Genomic DNA, 17,631 nt, shown 5'->3' on the forward strand with positions numbered 1-17,631 from the left:
CGCTTTTATTTTTTACGCCAACGATTTCTTCGCCCTAAGGTCACGCTAGGGCTAATTATTTTCTCAGGTAACAAAGGCTGTTCTTCTTCAAACAGTCGGCCTTGCCCACCATGAATGCCTAGGTTTTTTAGCGTTTGCCACTCTTGCTCTGTTTCGACACCGACCGCAATAACTTGAGTCTGAGTACCGCCACAAGCACCGATCATGCTACGAACAAACAGCTGATTTTCATGCCGTTGGTCTATTTTCTTCATCAAACTGCGGTGTAACTTAAGGAAATCAATCTTAAGATCTTTTATGTAGTGAGTGCTGACAATCGTTCTGCCAGCCTGCCCTACTACTACCTTAGCACCGAGGCCGGAGATCATCTTAATAACGGGGCGCATATAATCGAGATGCTGTACTAATCGCCCCTCTGGAAACTCAAAGGATAGCAGTACTCTGCTACTCGAGGTCAGTTGCAGCAATTCATGTCGAAACCACTTAAAATACGACTTATCGGCGAATGGGACGACATGCAAGTTCACTGACACATTAACCTTAACTTCAGAGCGTTTGAGTAAACGAACCACCTGCAGCAATACGGCTCGATCCATCACCATTTCATAACCTACAGTTTCTAAGGCTGAATGGAAGCGAGAGGTTTTTATAATACCTTGTTCTGGATCATCAATACGCGCAAACAACTCATCGTGCAGCCATACTAAATCATTCGTCTTTTCAAGCAAATAGCAAGGTTGACGGAATAAAATTATTTTCTCAGGCGTCAGCACCTGATCAAACAAAGTTCGCCAACGCACACTGCCGCGTTCCTCTTGGAAAAAAGTACTCTTTTTAAAGCGGCTCCACGTGTTCACTCGCTGTAACTGAGCACTTTTTAAGGCCGTTTCTGCCTCATCCAACACTCGACCACGCCGCTCGCCTTCGCTGTACATACTGATACCTATATGGCACCAGTTTTCTTTATCGAGCGGCTCTGGAGGCGATATGCGCGCTAAAAGCTTCAAACATTGTGTAGCAATAGAAGCGACCTCTTTTACCCCTTGGTGCGGCACAAAAATGGCAAAATCGGTATCGTAATAGCGAGATAAAATCACATCCGGGTAACGCTGTATGACGTTAGAGATGTTCTCCCCGACTTCCACAACGAGATCATCCGCTGCTTTTTTATCATTTTCTTCGCACAGAGAATCCCAATCATCGATACGCACTAACAAAACGCCACCACGCGCGCCATTCTCTAACAAGGCTGATTCCAATTTGCTATCAAAAAGGACACGGTTGGCCGTACCCGTCAACTTATCTAAGAAGGTTTGGGTCCGGATAAAAGTATCAAAGCGGCTACGCTCTTGACGAGCATCTTGCAGCTCATCAATCAGGACATCAAGCGCCTCACTCGCCGTATAAGGCCACTCGCGGTGATCACCTTTGGCGTACTGCTCCACTCGACCGGCGAGAATCATTCGCCCTCGCTCCTCCAACAATTCAGATCCAAGCAATTGCTCTTTAAGCCACTTTACCCCACGAATCAAACAAAACACGATGAGACCAACTGCCAACGTAATAGACCACATGGCACCCAATGAGTAGCTATAACTGAGATAGGGCGGAACGGCTTTAAAGCTGATGCTGTAGCCTGGATTACGTTCAAGGGTAATATCAATATGGTACAAACGGGCAGGGTCGACTTTGGACGAGGTATCTTTAAAACGGTAAATAACGCCTGCTGGTGAAGAGAGCTGCATTTCAACAATGCTACTGGCTTGCAACATTTTGGGCATCCAACGTTGCAATGAATAAGCGGCATCAGGATCTTCTATTTCTTTATCGACTACCTCCACAATTCCTGCTAGGTAGTGATTGAGATATTCTTGTCCAAGCCGTTGAAAAGACAAAGTTCCACCAATAAACAAAATGAACATTGCACTGGTTACGATGAGCGTAACAAAAGCTACTAACCGAGTACTCAGTTTCAGTGTTGGTGTATACCGCATGAATGCTGAATTCCTTTTCAACGTAAACTTTGTCGATCACTAAGCTGTGCTGACAAATAAGAAAATGCTAATAGTGATAACTATATAAAAAAGCCGCGGTTTTCGCGGCTTTTTTCGACATTCGAACGTTTAGAATGGGATGTCGTCATCAAAATCCATTGGTGGTTCATTATACTGAGGTTGAGCCTGTTGAGGAGCTGACTGTTGCTGTGGTTGCTTTTGCATCGCAGGCTGCTGAGGTTGCCCCCATCCGCCACCTTGTTGCTGTTGTTGTGGCATTCCACCTTGCGCTGGAGCACCACCCTGAGCACGGCCACCCAACATTTGCATCACACCATTAAAACCTTGTACGACAACTTCGGTGGTATAACGATCTTGTCCGCTTTGATCTTGCCACTTACGAGTTTGTAGCTGGCCTTCAATGTACACTTGTGAACCTTTACGTAAGTATTCACCAGCAACTTCGGCTAATTTGCCAAACAGCGCAACACGGTGCCATTCGGTTTTTTCGCGTTGCTCGCCAGTTGCTTTATCACGCCATGAATCTGACGTTGCAATGGTGATATTTGCCACAGCAGCGCCACCAGGCATATAACGAATTTCTGGGTCGTTACCTAGGTTACCCACTAAAATAACTTTATTTACTCCACGGCTTGCCATGTTTTGCTCCGTCTTCCATCATGAGTGTTCTTTAAATAGCTGACTAGGATACCACGCTTTATGCGAGGCACAAATCTTCACAGAAATAGTTGTCAAAATTCATCTCACAATCTTGCTCAATTTCCTATTTTTTAGAACCACTACCTCTAATTTAAGGATGACAAAACACTCAGTTACCTTACTATATGAAACTAAGCGCAATTTTATTTATCTCGTTGGCTTTATAACCTAATTTCCGTCATTTTCTAGACAGTTGTCTAACATTCTCGTCAAAAGGAAGTGACCATGAGAAAAGCAAACTATACCCGCACCATTTACTTTCTCTGTTTAGATAAAGAGCAAGAACACCCTTATATTGACCATTTAACCGATCGGCTTGGGCTGCCCATTCCTAAAATTGAGCCCGAAACCCTGCGCCAAGCGTATTGTTCAGATAAACACAAAATATTGATGATTGACCATGCCGATTATGCGCTACTGCAGCAACGCTTGGGAAACTGCCCATTAAGCAGTCAGCATCATGAAACGATCCTTATCAATGTGTTGCAAAGATTAACCACGAATGACTTATTAACCTTTGGCCATTTAAAGGGGCTATTTTATAAAAATGACACCCTAGATAAAATTGCATTTGGGCTTGGTGAAATCATTAACGGACAAAATTGGCTACCCAGACACGCTGTAAGTCAGTTACTGCACTACTATCGCTACGCGTTTGAGTCCCATACTGCTCAAGTGATTACAGACTTAACCGCCCGCGAAATACAGATCCTCCGCTGCTTACAAACTGGCGCATCGAATAACCAAATGTCGGAAGATTTATTCATCAGTGAATTCACGGTCAAATCACATCTCTACCAAATATTCAAAAAGCTATCGGTCAAAAATAGGGTCCAAGCGATTGCGTGGGCCAATCAAAATATTCTGTCTTAATTATGTGCTTTCACGCAGAATTTAACTGAGTTCACCGCTTTAGTGGTGATAGCGTTTCATAAAGCATGATAAGGTTGCGCCATCAATTAACAATTCAAATAAAAATAAGGTTATAGCATGATCAAAAAATGCCTATTCCCAGCCGCTGGCTACGGTACACGTTTTCTTCCAGCGACAAAATCAATGCCCAAAGAGATGATGCCAGTCGTCAATAAACCCTTGATCGAATATGGTGTTGAAGAGGCGATTCAAGCCGGAATGACCGGGATGTGTATTGTGACTGGGCGTGGAAAACACTCGATCATGGATCACTTCGATAAAAACTATGAGCTAGAGCATCAAATTAGTGGCACCAACAAAGAGGAGCTACTAGTTGATATTCGTGAAATCATTGATACCGCCAACTTCACCTACATTCGCCAACGTGAAATGAAAGGTTTAGGCCATGCGATTTTAACGGGTCGAGAGTTAGTCGGCGATGAACCTTTTGCGGTGGTGCTGGCCGATGACTTATGTGTCAATCAAGAAAAAGGTGTTTTGGCACAAATGGTCGCTCTGTATAAACAGTTCCGCTGCTCGATTGTTGCCGTTCAAGAAGTGCCTGAAAACAAAACACATAAATACGGTGTTATTTCCGGTGAAATGATCAAAGACGATCTGTTCCGAGTGGATGACATGGTTGAAAAACCAGAACCAGGCACCGCACCAAGCAATTTAGCCATCATTGGCCGCTACATTTTAACCCCAGATATTTTTGATCTGATTGAGCAAACAGAGCCGGGGAAAGGTGGCGAAATTCAAATTACCGATGCGCTACTCAAACAAGCGCAATCAGGCTGTGTATTGGCGTATAAATTCAAAGGCCAACGCTTTGACTGCGGTAGCGTAGAAGGCTATATCGAAGCCACTAACTACTGCTTTGAAAACATGTACAAAAAGAACGAACAAAAAGTCGCGCTGGATAAACATTCGACTCATAAAGCTTAAGTAAGCTAATGCGTTAGTCACCTAGTGCGTCAGTAACCTAGCGCCTCCCCAATAAAAACCACGGCAAGTTCCGTGGTTTTTATTTACTGTTTTTTTATCCAGTATCTATTTGCACAAAACTCACACTATGCAATACTTGCCTAACTTGTGTTACATAGAGCCTAGATGATGGACAAAATTGAAGTTAGGGGCGCTCGAACCCACAACCTGAAAAATATCAACCTGACCATTCCACGCGATAAATTAACAGTGATTACAGGGCTATCAGGCTCGGGGAAGTCGTCTCTCGCCTTTGATACACTCTACGCAGAGGGCCAACGCCGCTATGTTGAATCACTGTCTGCCTATGCACGCCAATTTTTATCTTTGATGGAAAAACCGGATGTTGACCATATTGAAGGTCTTTCACCGGCTATCTCTATTGAACAAAAGTCAACCTCGCATAACCCTCGTTCTACGGTTGGCACCATTACTGAAGTTTATGACTACTTACGTCTGCTTTATGCGCGAGTCGGTGAGCCGCGTTGCCCTGAGCACAAAGTGCCACTTCGCGCCCAAACCATCAGCCAGATGGTTGATAAGGTATTGGAGTTAGCTGAAGGTTCAAAGCTGATGCTGCTTGCACCGATTGTGAAAGAGCGCAAAGGTGAACACGTTAAAACGCTGGAAAACTTGGCCGCGCAAGGTTTTATCCGCGCCCGTATTGATGGTGAAACGTGCGATCTGACTGATCCACCAACCCTTGAACTGCACAAAAAGCACACCATTGAAGTGGTGGTTGATCGCTTCAAAGTTCGTCCTGACCTACAGCAACGCCTAGCCGAATCCTTTGAGACAGCGCTCGAGTTGTCAGGCGGTATTGCTGTGGTTACTGATATGGATGGTGAAGGCGAACAGATTGTATTCTCAGCCAATTTTGCTTGTCCACACTGTGGCTACAGTATGCAGGAGTTAGAGCCTCGGCTGTTTTCATTTAATAACCCAGCGGGCGCATGCCACACCTGTGATGGTTTAGGCGTACAACAATATTTTGACCCTGAACGCGTTATCCAAGATAGCCAACTCAGCCTCGCGCAAGGAGCGATTCGTGGCTGGGATCAGAAAAATTACTACTACTTCCAGATGCTCACGTCACTCGCTGCGCATTATGATTTTGATTTACATACCCCATTTAACAAACTGCCTAAAAAGGTTCAGGAAATCATCTTGAAAGGCTCGGGGAAAACTGAGATTGAGTTTAACTACATTAATGATCGTGGTGATATTCGGGTTAAACGCCATCCGTTTGAAGGCATTCTCAATACACTTGAACGGCGTTATCGCGATACAGAATCTAACTCTGTCCGTGAAGATTTGGTGAAATACATCTCGACTAAGCCTTGTACCAGTTGTAATGGCACCCGTTTACGCATCGAAGCTCGCAACGTATTTATCAATGACACCGCGCTCCCGGAAGTGGTGGAACTGAGCATTGCCGATGCCTTGCAATTTTTCCAATCTCTTGATTTAGAAGGCCAACGAGCACAAATTGCTGAAAAAGTAATGAAAGAGATCAATGACCGTTTGCATTTCCTCGTCAACGTTGGGTTGAATTATCTCAACCTTTCTCGGAGTGCTGAAACCCTGTCAGGAGGCGAAGCACAACGGATTCGCTTAGCGAGCCAAATTGGCGCTGGACTCGTTGGGGTAATGTACGTCTTAGATGAGCCATCGATTGGGCTCCACCAGCGTGATAACGAACGGCTATTAAAAACGCTCACGCATTTGCGCGATCTAGGCAACACGGTATTAGTTGTAGAACATGACGAAGACGCCATTCGTATGGCCGATCATGTAATTGATATTGGCCCCGGCGCTGGTGTGCATGGTGGGCAAGTCGTCGCAGAAGGGAATGTGAATGACATAATTTCCAACCCTAATTCGCTCACGGGACAGTACCTGAGCGGCGCAAAAAAAATTGCGATTCCTACCGTGCGTACCCCGAGAGATCCCAAGAAAACGGTGGAGCTTATCGGCGCGTCGGGTAACAACCTCAAGACGGTTGATTTATCAATTCCTGTTGGCTTATTTAGCTGCGTAACAGGAGTTTCAGGCTCCGGTAAATCAACCTTAATTAATGATACCTTTTTTAAAATTGCTCATACGGCCTTAAATGGAGCCACCACAGCAACGCCTGCTCCATATCAAAAAATCAAAGGGTTAGAGCATTTTGATAAGGTCATCGACATTGACCAGAGCCCGATAGGCCGAACTCCCCGCTCAAACCCGGCCACCTATACGGGCATTTTCACACCGATCCGTGAGCTATTTTCGGGCACTCAAGAGTCTCGCTCTCGAGGCTATAAACCGGGTCGTTTTAGCTTTAACGTACGCGGTGGACGCTGCGAAGCATGCCAAGGTGATGGTGTGATTAAGGTTGAAATGCACTTTTTACCCGATGTTTACGTGCCATGCGATGTGTGTAAGGGCAAACGCTATAATCGTGAAACATTGGAAGTCCGCTACAAAGGCAAAGCGATTGATGAAGTGTTGGAGATGACCGTCGAAGATGCTTACGCTTTTTTTGAGCCCGTACCGATGATCGCTCGCAAACTCAAAACTTTGATTGACGTGGGTTTATCCTACATACGCCTCGGACAAGCGGCGACGACATTGTCAGGGGGCGAAGCTCAACGCGTCAAACTGGCTCGTGAACTATCAAAACGCGATACAGGGAAAACCTTGTACATTTTGGATGAGCCAACGACAGGCTTACACTTCCATGACATCCAACAGCTCTTGACCGTACTGCATCGCTTGCGCGACCACGGCAATACCGTGGTGGTAATTGAACACAACTTAGATGTGATCAAAACCGCAGACTGGGTGATCGACCTAGGGCCAGAAGGTGGACAAGGCGGCGGCGAAATTATTGCTCAAGGAACGCCCGAAGATGTGGCGCAGATCGAAGGTTCACACACAGCACGCTTTCTTAAGCCTATGTTGAAATAGAAAAAAACGGTAAAGTAAAGAAACCAGCAAGTGGTTGCTGGTTTCTTTTAATTGGAACGCGAGACCTATGGCAACATTGCATCTAAGCGGTACACAACTTGAAGCACAAACACCCGCCATCCCCTTAAACAAACCCTTTTTGCTTTCGATTGGCATTCTCTATTTACTGGCAATGCATTTTTTTATGCCCAACCCTGGTGGCTCAGGTCTGGCTTTATCTTTTAATCCAACCACTTGGCTTGCCCTTAGTTTTACGCTCTCATTAGGTCTGTATCAACTCGCATCTAACCGTAGGTTACGCTATTCCAAACTGACCATCGGTCTTTTCATCAGTTGTACCATCATGACGATTCCGCTGCTTTATACGAATGCTCAAATTGAGTCGTCGTTGAGTCGAATGTTAGGACTATGGACTGGGCTGCTTTTTTTTGTATTGCTGCAACAATTTCGTTTTAGTAACAAACATAAGCAGCGATTACTTTGGTTTATCGTACTCGCGGTATTGATTGAAACTCTATTTGGTCTGTACCAATACTTTTTGCTTTCACCCGATAATATTTTTGGCTACAACACCCTCATCAACCGCCCTTACGGCATTTTTCAGCAACCGAATGTGATGGCGAGCTTTCTCGCGACAGGGCTAGTTATGTCCGGCTATTTACTGGCTCGTCAACCGAAAAAGTACAACCAGCATGTTAGCGAAGTGAGCCTACTTTATGTCACTCCACTGCTCACTGCACCGTTGCTGGTGATATTAGCCTCGCGCACTGGCTGGATTGGCGCGGTACTCGGCACGCTTTTTGTTCTGCCTTACCTATTTAAATTTTCGACGCCTAAACGGTTTTGGGGATGGAGCGCTGCAACGCTATTGGGTATTGCTTTAGGGTTTGTCGCTGTCTATTCCCAAGGCACGGGCGATTTTCTAGAGAATAAGGCTGATTTAGAGAGCCCTCGCCGTTATACCTTTCCTCAAACCATCGATATGGTCATAGAGAAACCCTTCACGGGTTATGGCTATGGCAAGTTTGAATCTGAATATTTGCTTTATACTGCAAGGCAACACCAATTAAACCCTAGCTACCAACCGGGGTTAGCGTCGATGGATCATCCTCATAATGAATTACTATTCTGGGCGGTGGAAGGCGGTTTGTTACCTGTGCTAGGGATCACACTGGCCATGCTTTTCGTGCTCATGCGGATGTATTCGGCCAAGAAAGGGACCAGGCTTGCGATGTTCGCCCTTTTCATCCCTATCGTGTTGCACAGCCAACTCGAATACCCATTTTACCATTCTGCCATTCATTGGATAACCTTCATTATTCTGCTTTTTTGGGTTGATCAACGCGTGGCTAAATACCGTTCGGCCCCTTTTGGCCTTATCAGTAAATCCCTATTTCGAGTATTGACTTTAGTAGTGCCGATTTTGACTGGCTTTTATATGCTCAGCGCACTGCACAGTAATTACGTGCTTACCCAATTTGAGAAATCTCAACCCAAGAACCCGGATATCCTACAAAAGGTGACGAACCCTGTGGTTTGGAAAGACCGTTTTGATTGGGATGTCTACAGCACTTACCTCAACATTGGCCTGTATAATCAAGATCCTAAATTGATTACGCCATACATCGACTGGTCATTGGCCATCATAAAACATAAACCGCGTCCTGCTTTTTACAATAATCTGATCTTGGCTTACCAAGGTATTGGTGACGAAAGCCGCGCCGAGCAAATTCGCTCCGAAGCCGCATTTTTGTTCCCCAATATGGATTTCAGTGAGGTGCAGTATAGCCCGCCAACCAGTTCGGCTGATCGTTCGTCTGCCGATTAAATCGATCATATGAGCCTTATTCATAAAAAAAGCTTTCCCAAAAATAGAGAAAGCTTTTGACCGTTGGGCTTATTTCACACTCCAACCAGTAGATCTCACTGCAGGATGGGTGGCTTACGTCACTGGTGGAAAATCCAACACCATGGTAGCAACGCTGAAATGTAAGCGCGTCATAAACCCCGCATTCTAATCACCTAGCCCGAATAATAAGATCAAACCTCCAACCCAAAGGAGATTTGAAATGGCCAAACGACGCACTAACCAAGAATGGCGAACCCTGTTCGAACACTATGAATCCAGCCAACTATCACAACGATTATTCTGTGAACGTAACGGACTGAGCCTCTCCACTTTTTACGCTAAGCGCCAACAGTTAAAGCACATCGAAAAACCGAACACGGTTGGCTTTGTTAAAGCAGAAGTCGTTGAAAAGACCACAAAGTATCAAGCCACTCACGTTGTCGTTGCCAATATGACGCTGCTCGTCAATGATGTTGAACTGAGCATCCCACAAGGCACGCCAGCGACCTATCTCGCAGAGCTTATCGGTGCGCTGTCATGAAACGTATGCTCAGTGCTCCCGAAATCTATCTCTATCGCGAAAGCGTCGATTTTAGAAAGTCCATCAACGGCCTCGCTGCGATTATCGAAAATGACACCGACTTGCCCTTGGGCAGCGGCGCACTGTTCCTGTTCACCAACAAACAGCGCGACAAAATCAAAGTGCTGTACTGGGATAAAACAGGCTTTGCTCTTTGGTACAAGCGCCTTGAAAAAGCCAAGTACAAGTGGCCATCAAAAGAGCAAAATGAGGTGTTTACCCTAACTCAATTCGAGCTTGACAGACTGCTTTCTGGCTTCACGATTATCGGCCATAAACCCGTTAGAATAAACGATTTTACAATGACTTAAGCGATAATATAGCCATATCCACCAAGCATTAACGGCATGATTTTAGTATAATCAATGCCATGAAAAAGACGCCAAATATCAACTCAGAAAGCCAAGATGTTGCCGAGCTACAAGCGATGGTGAAAGCGCTGTTGGCGTCAGAAACCCAATTGAAACAAGAGCGTCAATCGCTGCTTGAACAGCTCAAACTTGCCTTCGACCGTCAGTTCGCTAAACGCTCGGAGGCGTTAAAGCCTTACGATGAATCTCAAGGTGATCTCTTCAACGAAGCGGAGTGTGAGGCCGCTAAGGAAGAAGAGGTTGAAGTTGTCACAACGACCATCACAAAGAAGAAACGTGGTAAACGCAAACCACTGCCAAAGACCTTGCCTCGTGAAGTTATCGAACTCGATTTAAACGACGATGAAAAGCAGTGCACTTGCTGTCAACATAACCTGCATAAAATCGGTGAAGACCGTAGCGAGAAACTTGAGTTCACGCCAGCGGTACTAAAAGTGTTGGAATATGTTCGTCCTAAATATGCTTGCCGCCAATGCGAGCAAACAGAAGACAAAAACCACGTCGTTCAAAAGCCAGCGCCGCAAAGCATTATCCCGAAGAGCTTCGCCACAGAAAGCTTGTTGGCCAATATCATCCTCGGCAAATATCAATACGCGATGCCACTTTACCGCCAAGAATCCCTGTTTACCCAGTCGGGTATCGAACTCTCACGAACCACCATGGCAAGGTGGATTATCCAAGTCAGTGAGAAGTTCGCTCCACTTTACGCGGCCTTAAAAACGCACCTACTTGAGCAAGTGGTGATTCAGGCGGATGAAACGCCGCTCAATGTCCTCAAAGAAGATAAACAGTGTTATATGTGGCTTTACTGCTCGGGCGCAGACTCGCCTGAAGCCGCCCTCCCTAATGTGAGAAATATCGTCTTGTACGACTATCAAAACAGTCGAGCTAGGGCGTGCCCTGTTGCCTTCTTGGGGGATTACAGTGGTTATCTACAAACCGATGGCTATGGTGTTTATGATGGGCTTCATCTCGTCACCAATGTCGGTTGCTTGGCGCATGCTCGGCGCAAGTTCATGGAGGCGAAAAAGCTGCAAGGCAAAGGCAAGTCAGGCAAAGCGGATAGTGCATTGGCTAAAATCCAGAAACTCTATGGAATAGAATCACGCTTAAAAGGTGCCTGTGCCGAAAAACGGAAAGCAGAGCGCCAAGAGCATGCTAAGCCGATACTGGATGAGCTTTATGAATGGATGACAACTCAGAAAGTGCTTGAGTCTAGCCCGCTGGGTAAAGCGATAAAATACACGCTCGGTCAGTGGCCGAAGCTGAGCCGCTATATCGATGACGGTCACTTATCGATAGACAATAATCGTGCTGAACGCGCAATAAAACCGCTGGTTATAGGCAGAAAGAACTGGCTCTTCTCGACCAATCCCAATGGAGCTGAAGCGAGCGCGATGCTTTACAGTATCGTCGAGACAGCGAAAGCCAACGGCCTTATCCTTTACGACTACATGGTTAAGTGCATGAAAGAGCTAGCGAAATCTGAGCCTGATATCGATGCACTCCTGCCTTGGAACTTCCAACACTAACAATATCGCCCCGTGGGATCATGGGGCGGATACGCTGAAATAGATGATCACCCCGATAGAATCAGCAATGGTCGTGATCAACGGAGCACTGGCTGACGCAGGATCGAGCTTAAACTTATTCAGAATGAACGGAAGGAGCATTCCAACAATACAACCAATAATCACCACAATTTGCATCGTTACCGCAACGACAAAAGCGATATCACTGCCGCCTCGCCAAAAACCCAATAAAGAAACAGCAATGGCCATTGTTGCCCCTAATAACGCCGCAATCCCTAACTCTCGCACCAACATGGATAGCCAATCTTTCATCACCACTTCACCAGTGGCTAAGGCTCGAACCATCAACGTTGCTGACTGGGATCCTGCATTACCGCCGCTATCAATCAACAGTGGTAAGAAGAAGACCAAGGCGACATAGGTTTGAATCGTCTCCTCAAAGTACGCAATTCCGGCACCAGAAAAAAGATTACCAAAGACTAACAACACCAGCCAAAACACACGTTTCTTGTACATTAGCCATACGCTGGCTTCTTTAAGGTTACCGGTAAAACCAACCGCAGCGACTTTATGAAAATCCATATCCGCTTGCTGCTCGGCCACGTCCATCGCATCGTCATAAGTCACTATACCGACCAAACGGAATTGCTCATCAAAAACAGGCACCGCAAGTAAATCGTATTTACTGATGGCTTGCGCTGCACACTCTTGATCTTCATCAGCTCGAACAAACACTGTCTCTTTGGTCATGATGTCAGAGACAAGCGAGGTCGGTTGTGCCAGCACTAAATCCTTAAGCGAAAGTGTACCAAGTAAGCGATTCTGTTTATCAATCACATACGCTTGATAGATGGTTTCCCTCTCGTTGGCCATTTCACGTAAACGCGCAATCGCCTGCGGCACATCATCATCGGCGTTTAACGTCGCATAATCTGTCGTCATGATAGAGCCGACCGAGCCTTGAGGGTAGGCTGCGAGTTGTTGTACATCTTGCCGCTCTTGTTGATCCAGTAGAGCAAGTAGCGGCGGTTGGCGCGTCTCATCCAAGTGAGCATATAAGTCAGCCCTTTCATCATGGGGCATAACTTGAAGCACTTTCGCAAGCGCTTCGAGCGGCATTCTCTCCACCACTTTTTCTCTGATAGGCTCAGAAAAATACCCCAATAGCGCCGCTTGACGAGCGATTGGCATCAATTGCACCAGCTCAAAGACATCCTCTTCGCTCAAGGTCTGATTAGCCAACTGCTCAGCGAAGACTTGAGCAATATCAGCGATGGGATACTGTTCCATTAATTGATTTAAGTTTAATGGGTCACGATTAAAATTAATCGCAGCGAGTTCTAACGCTATTTTTTGTAATTTCATTATCATATCTCAGCCGATATTTAACTTTAAAAATAAACATAATAATTTTAAAGCTTATTTTTAGAATCAATGTATTCAATGAATAACTTAAATTTTAAGCACACTGTTCCAATCTCACTAAAATTTCATTTAGTGAAGTTGAGCGACTTATTTTAAAGTTTGTTAATATTTATTATATAGAATAGGCGCCAATCACTCGATTCCGACTATCGATGATAGGAATCATAGGCAAATGACTGTCTAATAATAACTTTCTAGCTTGAACCTTATCCATTAAGGCCGATACGGCAATATCGCTTTTGTGCATAATATCTTTCATGATGATATTCATCTGTGATACCACCACCTTGCTTAAATAAACAAACCCTAAGTATTCACCTGCATCACCAGAGATAAAGATAAGGTTTAAGCGCTTATCGGTTAAGGACGATGAGCGTAGAATCGCAATCACCGCTTCTACAGATAGCGATGCGCCTACACAAATAAAGTTGTTATCCATTTCGGTTTGAATAGAGTGAGCAGCAGGTAGCCGGTTGCCCATAGCTAATGATGTATTGTACATAACCATCTTTGTATCTCCTTGAAACTATCAAGGCAAAGAAACCAAATTATGCAGAAAATCCACGTAACTGAACTGCAATAAGCTTATACCATCAAGCTCAAGCATTCCCCGCTTTGAACAAGCAAGTTAGGAGAAGATAAAGTCAGTCAAATAGAGAAGCCGTGTACTTGCGAAAGTTCTAGCGGTGTACAGATGACACGCAAGAAATTCAAAAGCATTCACGCTCTAGCCAGTAGAAACGCTGTATTGAATAAATCATATGATCGACTTAAACAAACACGATACTCTATAAAAAGAGTGTGATATTGACAGGAGAGAACAAGAAAAGGAGCTTCGTTAGTATGAATACCAACTTAGCAAAAGCGAGGCTTTAAATGAAAAGTTGGCAACAAAACGTAGGCTTTTCTACTAACCAGAAAATACCACACTTGGATAATCGACTACTCGACGAGTCCATAGGTTTCTATTGCACCTCTAAAAAGTTAATAATAAGTATGCTTTCTCAGCGCGGTTATCCTAACGCAGATAAAATAATGGTCAACCAAAACAATCGAACAATGTTCATTTTTTACAATACCATGACAATACAAAGTAGTATCCAAACTGGTTCTAATATTTAGGCCACGAACTTTGTCATCGTATATTTATTATAAATACACAAAATGCCACTTATATTCATACGAGTAATTAAACCATTAACGACAAACTTTATCTTAAGATATCAATCACGAGTATTCCACTCAGGCCAGGGAAGAGCTAACAATAAAAATGAATTTTATGATTGATGCTGAGACGAACAACGTTCAGCATCAGCACCACTAAAAAGGAGCAAATGCTCCCTTATGTGTTTTTTTTGCTAATTTGTTAATGACTCTTCTAACGCCCGTAAGCATAAGGCCACGTTTTCACTGCGCGCCCCATACCCCATTAGACCAATACGCCACGCTTTACCCGCTAAAGTGCCAAGGCCTGCGCCGATCTCCAAGTTGTATTGATTGAGCAAATGCGCTCGCACTTTAGCCTCATCAACCCCCTCTGGAATATAGATCGCATTCAATTGCGGTAAACGACAATCTTCAGCAACGACAAATTCAAATCCTAATTTTTCTAGACCCTGCTTTAATTTGTCATGCATCACACGATGACGTGCCCAAGCCTGCTCTAGACCTTCGTTTCTCAACACCAGCAAGGCTTCATGCAATGCGTACAAACTGTTAACTGGCGCAGTGTGGTGATAACTGCGCTTGCCTGCACCGCTCCAATAACCAAGCACTAAGCTTTGATCTAAAAACCAGCTTTGAACGGGGGTTGTGCGAGATTGAATTTTTTCAATCGCTTGCGCTGAAAAAGTCAGTGGCGATAAACCCGGAGGGCACGATAAGCACTTTTGGCTCCCAGAATAGACGGCATCGAGCTGCCATTGATCCACATAAAGTGGCACGCCGCCTAAGGATGTCACCGCATCTACAATACTCAGCATGTTGTTTTGCTTAACCAGCAAACCTAATGCTTGCGCATCACTCAATGCACCAGTTGACGTTTCTGCATGGACAAACGCGAGAATTTTAGCATCAGGGTTAGCCTGTATGGCTTGCTCGACTTTATCGAGCGAAACGGGGGCTCCCCACTCATCATCCACCAGCACCACTTCTCCGCCACAGCGCACTACATTCTCGCGCATACGCTCGCCAAAAACGCCATTGCGACACACGATGACCTTATCTCCTGGCTCAATCAGGTTGACAAAGCACGCCTCCATACCAGCGCTGCCCGGCGCGGAAACCGCGATGGTAAACTCATTTTCCGTTTGAAAAGCGTATTTAAGCAGCTGCTTTAGCTCATCCATCATCTGGATAAAAAGCGGATCTAAGTGGCCAACAGTCGGCCTGCTCAGCGCTTGTAATACTTGGGGGTAAATATCTGACGGGCCTGGCCCCATCAAAATTCGCTGGGGTGGGTTAAAACTGGTAATGGACATAGTTGCTCCTTGCTTGCGGCCAAATACGAATACCCAGAGTAAAACAAATCCGCTGATGCAACAATTCGACCGAAGTCTAGAGGTCAAACCAGTGTCACACTCTGGTTAATTTTATTTTACATTTGGACTTAATTAGCGATTGACATTAACAGTTCAAAAACGTTCAATGAATGAGCTATCTAGCAGAAGAGGAGCACTGCCCAGGCAGATGTTTTGTGGAGCCTCAACTCCAATACAAAACATTAATGGGGAGCAGTGCCGAGATAAACCAAGGTTGTGGATTTGGTTTATCGGTTGAATGGGCTGAATCCCTTCAACTGTCATCAGCAACCCTGATGAAGAGCTTCTGAGGTAAACCAATCATAAAAACACCTCTTTATTTGCTCTAGAAAAACTCTCTTCAAACATTGGACGTTGGTACACCAACACTATTTTTATTTCAGGAAGTCGTGGGAGAAATGCCGTGAGCGCATTCAATGTCGCCAAATTTGGCGGAACAAGCGTTGCTAACTTTGAAGCAATGAGCCTTTGTGCCGCTGTGATCGAAAATAATCCAGAGACCAAATTAGTCGTGAGCAGTGCCTGCTCTGGCGTGACGAATTTATTGGTTGAATTAGCCAATGGCGTACAAGATGCTAATCAACGCTTAAGTATTATCAAACAGTTAGCTGATATTCATCATGCGATTATTGATAAACTTGCCGACCCGCTACAAGTTGAAAAAGAGGTACACTCAATTTTAGATATGGTGGCCAGTGTCGCAGAAGCGGCCTCTTTTCAAGCGAGTAAAAAACTGACCGATCACTTAGTGGCTTGTGGCGAGTTAATGTCGACCTTCATTCTGACGCAATTACTGCGTGAACGTGGCATGGATGCGATCCGTTTTGATATTCGAGAAGTGCTGCGTACTGATGATCACTACGGTCGGGCGGAACCGCAATTAGAGCAGATCCAGCAATTAGCCCAAGAGAAGTTAACACCACTTTGTCTGCAACACGTAGTGGTAACTCAAGGTTTCATCGGCGCTGATGAACAAGGGAATACAACCACATTAGGCCGAGGCGGCAGTGATTATTCTGCGGCCTTGATCGCCGAAGCGGTACAAGCTTCTGGCTTAGAAATCTGGACTGATGTGCCGGGGATTTATACAACTGACCCACGCATTGCGCCTAAAGCCGCTCCGATTGCGGAGATAAGCTTTAGCGAAGCATCGGAGATGGCAAACTTTGGCGCTAAAATTTTGCATCCATCGACGTTGCTGCCCGCGCTTCGCCACGATATCCCTGTGTTTGTCGGCTCCTCAAAAGAGCCTGAAAAAGGCGGCACTTGGATCCGTAAACGTGTGGAAAGCTCACCTCTATTTAGAGCCTTAACCCTACGCTGCAATCAAACCATGGTTACACTACGCAGCGCTAGCATGTTTCACGCATACGGCTTTCTTTCGAAGGTGTTTGAAATTTTAGCCAAACACAAAATTTCGGTGGATTTGATCACCACCTCTGAAATCAGCGTCTCATTAACATTAGATAAAACCGATACCTCAGGTGGAGCGCCTGAACTGCCTCAAGCGGTGCGCTTAGAATTAGAAGAGCTGTGTAAAGTTGAAGTCGAACATAATCTGTGTTTAGTTGCGCTGATCGGCAATAACATGAGTGAAAGCAAAGGCTATGCAAAACAAGTTTTTAGCACCTTAGAAGATTTCAATTTGCGTATGATTTGCTATGGTGCCAGCCCGCACAACCTCTGCTTTTTATTACACGAGTCGGTTTCTAAAGCGGCAATTCAGAAACTTCATCAAGATTTGTTTGAACGATAAAACCACATTGAGT

Annotated in this window: 13 protein-coding genes and 1 riboswitch; of the genes, 8 read left to right on the forward strand and 5 right to left on the reverse strand. The window is 45.1% G+C overall.

Annotated features, from left to right (window positions below):
• Positions 1-5: 5 nt before the first annotated feature.
• Both csrD and N5E84_RS11265 read right to left on the reverse strand, forming a co-directional pair.
• Positions 6-1,994, reverse strand: a complete 1,989-nt coding sequence (gene csrD, locus N5E84_RS11260) for an RNase E specificity factor CsrD (protein WP_029388191.1) — start codon at positions 1,992-1,994, stop codon at positions 6-8.
• Between the two features lie 129 nt (positions 1,995-2,123).
• A complete protein-coding gene (locus tag N5E84_RS11265) occupies positions 2,124-2,654 on the reverse strand; it encodes a single-stranded DNA-binding protein (RefSeq protein WP_019282036.1) in 531 nt (176 codons plus the stop codon).
• Positions 2,655-2,939: 285 nt separating this feature from the next.
• On the opposite strand from N5E84_RS11265, the gene N5E84_RS11270 reads away from it, so the two are divergent.
• The 7 genes from N5E84_RS11270 (at position 2,940) to N5E84_RS11300 (ending at position 11,897) form a co-directional block, all read left to right on the forward strand.
• Positions 2,940-3,587, forward strand: a complete 648-nt coding sequence (locus N5E84_RS11270; protein ID WP_029388192.1) for a LuxR C-terminal-related transcriptional regulator — start codon at positions 2,940-2,942, stop codon at positions 3,585-3,587.
• A gap of 117 nt (positions 3,588-3,704) precedes the next feature.
• Positions 3,705-4,574: a UTP--glucose-1-phosphate uridylyltransferase GalU gene (galU, locus tag N5E84_RS11275; RefSeq protein WP_019282038.1), complete on the forward strand. Its 870-nt coding sequence runs from the start codon at positions 3,705-3,707 to the stop codon at positions 4,572-4,574.
• A gap of 168 nt (positions 4,575-4,742) precedes the next feature.
• Complete coding sequence (gene uvrA, locus N5E84_RS11280) at positions 4,743-7,565, forward strand: excinuclease ABC subunit UvrA (RefSeq protein ID WP_026029161.1); 2,823 nt, start codon at positions 4,743-4,745, stop codon at positions 7,563-7,565.
• Positions 7,566-7,599: 34 nt separating this feature from the next.
• The gene (locus N5E84_RS11285) at positions 7,600-9,393 is read left to right on the forward strand and encodes a PglL family O-oligosaccharyltransferase (RefSeq protein ID WP_019282039.1); all 1,794 of its coding nucleotides are present in this window, start codon (positions 7,600-7,602) and stop codon (positions 9,391-9,393) included.
• A 241-nt stretch (positions 9,394-9,634) separates the two neighbouring features.
• The gene (tnpA, locus tag N5E84_RS11290) at positions 9,635-9,955 is read left to right on the forward strand and encodes an IS66 family insertion sequence element accessory protein TnpA (protein WP_019283194.1); all 321 of its coding nucleotides are present in this window, start codon (positions 9,635-9,637) and stop codon (positions 9,953-9,955) included.
• Positions 9,952-10,305: an IS66 family insertion sequence element accessory protein TnpB gene (gene tnpB, locus N5E84_RS11295; RefSeq protein WP_019283195.1), complete on the forward strand. Its 354-nt coding sequence runs from the start codon at positions 9,952-9,954 to the stop codon at positions 10,303-10,305. Before tnpA ends, tnpB begins: the two co-directional genes overlap by 4 nt.
• Positions 10,306-10,364: 59 nt before the next feature.
• On the forward strand, positions 10,365-11,897 hold the full coding sequence (locus N5E84_RS11300) for an IS66-like element ISVa11 family transposase (protein ID WP_069211897.1): 1,533 nt from the start codon (positions 10,365-10,367) through the stop codon (positions 11,895-11,897).
• Positions 11,898-11,915: 18 nt separating this feature from the next.
• Here the strand turns inward: N5E84_RS11300 and mgtE are convergent, their stop codons facing one another.
• From mgtE to N5E84_RS11315, 3 genes are all read right to left on the reverse strand, one after another.
• Complete coding sequence (mgtE, locus tag N5E84_RS11305) at positions 11,916-13,268, reverse strand: magnesium transporter (protein WP_069212221.1); 1,353 nt, start codon at positions 13,266-13,268, stop codon at positions 11,916-11,918.
• 166 nt (positions 13,269-13,434) lie between these two features.
• Complete coding sequence (locus N5E84_RS11310; protein WP_017050669.1) at positions 13,435-13,830, reverse strand: hypothetical protein; 396 nt, start codon at positions 13,828-13,830, stop codon at positions 13,435-13,437.
• 850 nt (positions 13,831-14,680) lie between these two features.
• On the reverse strand, positions 14,681-15,802 hold the full coding sequence (locus N5E84_RS11315) for a pyridoxal-phosphate-dependent aminotransferase family protein (RefSeq protein WP_029388224.1): 1,122 nt from the start codon (positions 15,800-15,802) through the stop codon (positions 14,681-14,683).
• Positions 15,803-15,980: 178 nt separating this feature from the next.
• Positions 15,981-16,156, forward strand: a riboswitch (Lysine riboswitch).
• A 109-nt stretch (positions 16,157-16,265) separates the two neighbouring features.
• Here N5E84_RS11315 and lysC point away from each other — a divergent pair.
• Positions 16,266-17,618, forward strand: coding sequence for a lysine-sensitive aspartokinase 3 (lysC, locus tag N5E84_RS11320; protein ID WP_017043419.1), 1,353 nt, complete (start codon positions 16,266-16,268; stop codon positions 17,616-17,618).
• The last annotated feature ends 13 nt before the right edge of the window (positions 17,619-17,631 follow it).

The organism is Vibrio sp. J502 (genome assembly GCF_025397955.1).
GTDB classification, from domain to species: domain Bacteria; phylum Pseudomonadota; class Gammaproteobacteria; order Enterobacterales; family Vibrionaceae; genus Vibrio; species Vibrio anguillarum.

Coding starts and splice junctions, on each gene's coding strand:
- N5E84_RS11265 (WP_019282036.1), bottom strand. CDS start 2,654: ATGGCAAGCCGTGGAGTAAATAAAGTTATTTTAGTGGGTAACCTAGGT.
- csrD (WP_029388191.1), bottom strand. CDS start 1,994: ATGCGGTATACACCAACACTGAAACTGAGTACTCGGTTAGTAGCTTTT.
- N5E84_RS11300 (WP_069211897.1), top strand. CDS start 10,365: ATGAAAAAGACGCCAAATATCAACTCAGAAAGCCAAGATGTTGCCGAG.
- N5E84_RS11315 (WP_029388224.1), bottom strand. CDS start 15,802: ATGTCCATTACCAGTTTTAACCCACCCCAGCGAATTTTGATGGGGCCA.
- tnpB (WP_019283195.1), top strand. CDS start 9,952: ATGAAACGTATGCTCAGTGCTCCCGAAATCTATCTCTATCGCGAAAGC.
- tnpA (WP_019283194.1), top strand. CDS start 9,635: ATGGCCAAACGACGCACTAACCAAGAATGGCGAACCCTGTTCGAACAC.
- N5E84_RS11310 (WP_017050669.1), bottom strand. CDS start 13,830: ATGGTTATGTACAATACATCATTAGCTATGGGCAACCGGCTACCTGCT.
- N5E84_RS11270 (WP_029388192.1), top strand. CDS start 2,940: ATGAGAAAAGCAAACTATACCCGCACCATTTACTTTCTCTGTTTAGAT.
- uvrA (WP_026029161.1), top strand. CDS start 4,743: ATGGACAAAATTGAAGTTAGGGGCGCTCGAACCCACAACCTGAAAAAT.
- galU (WP_019282038.1), top strand. CDS start 3,705: ATGATCAAAAAATGCCTATTCCCAGCCGCTGGCTACGGTACACGTTTT.
- mgtE (WP_069212221.1), bottom strand. CDS start 13,268: ATGATAATGAAATTACAAAAAATAGCGTTAGAACTCGCTGCGATTAAT.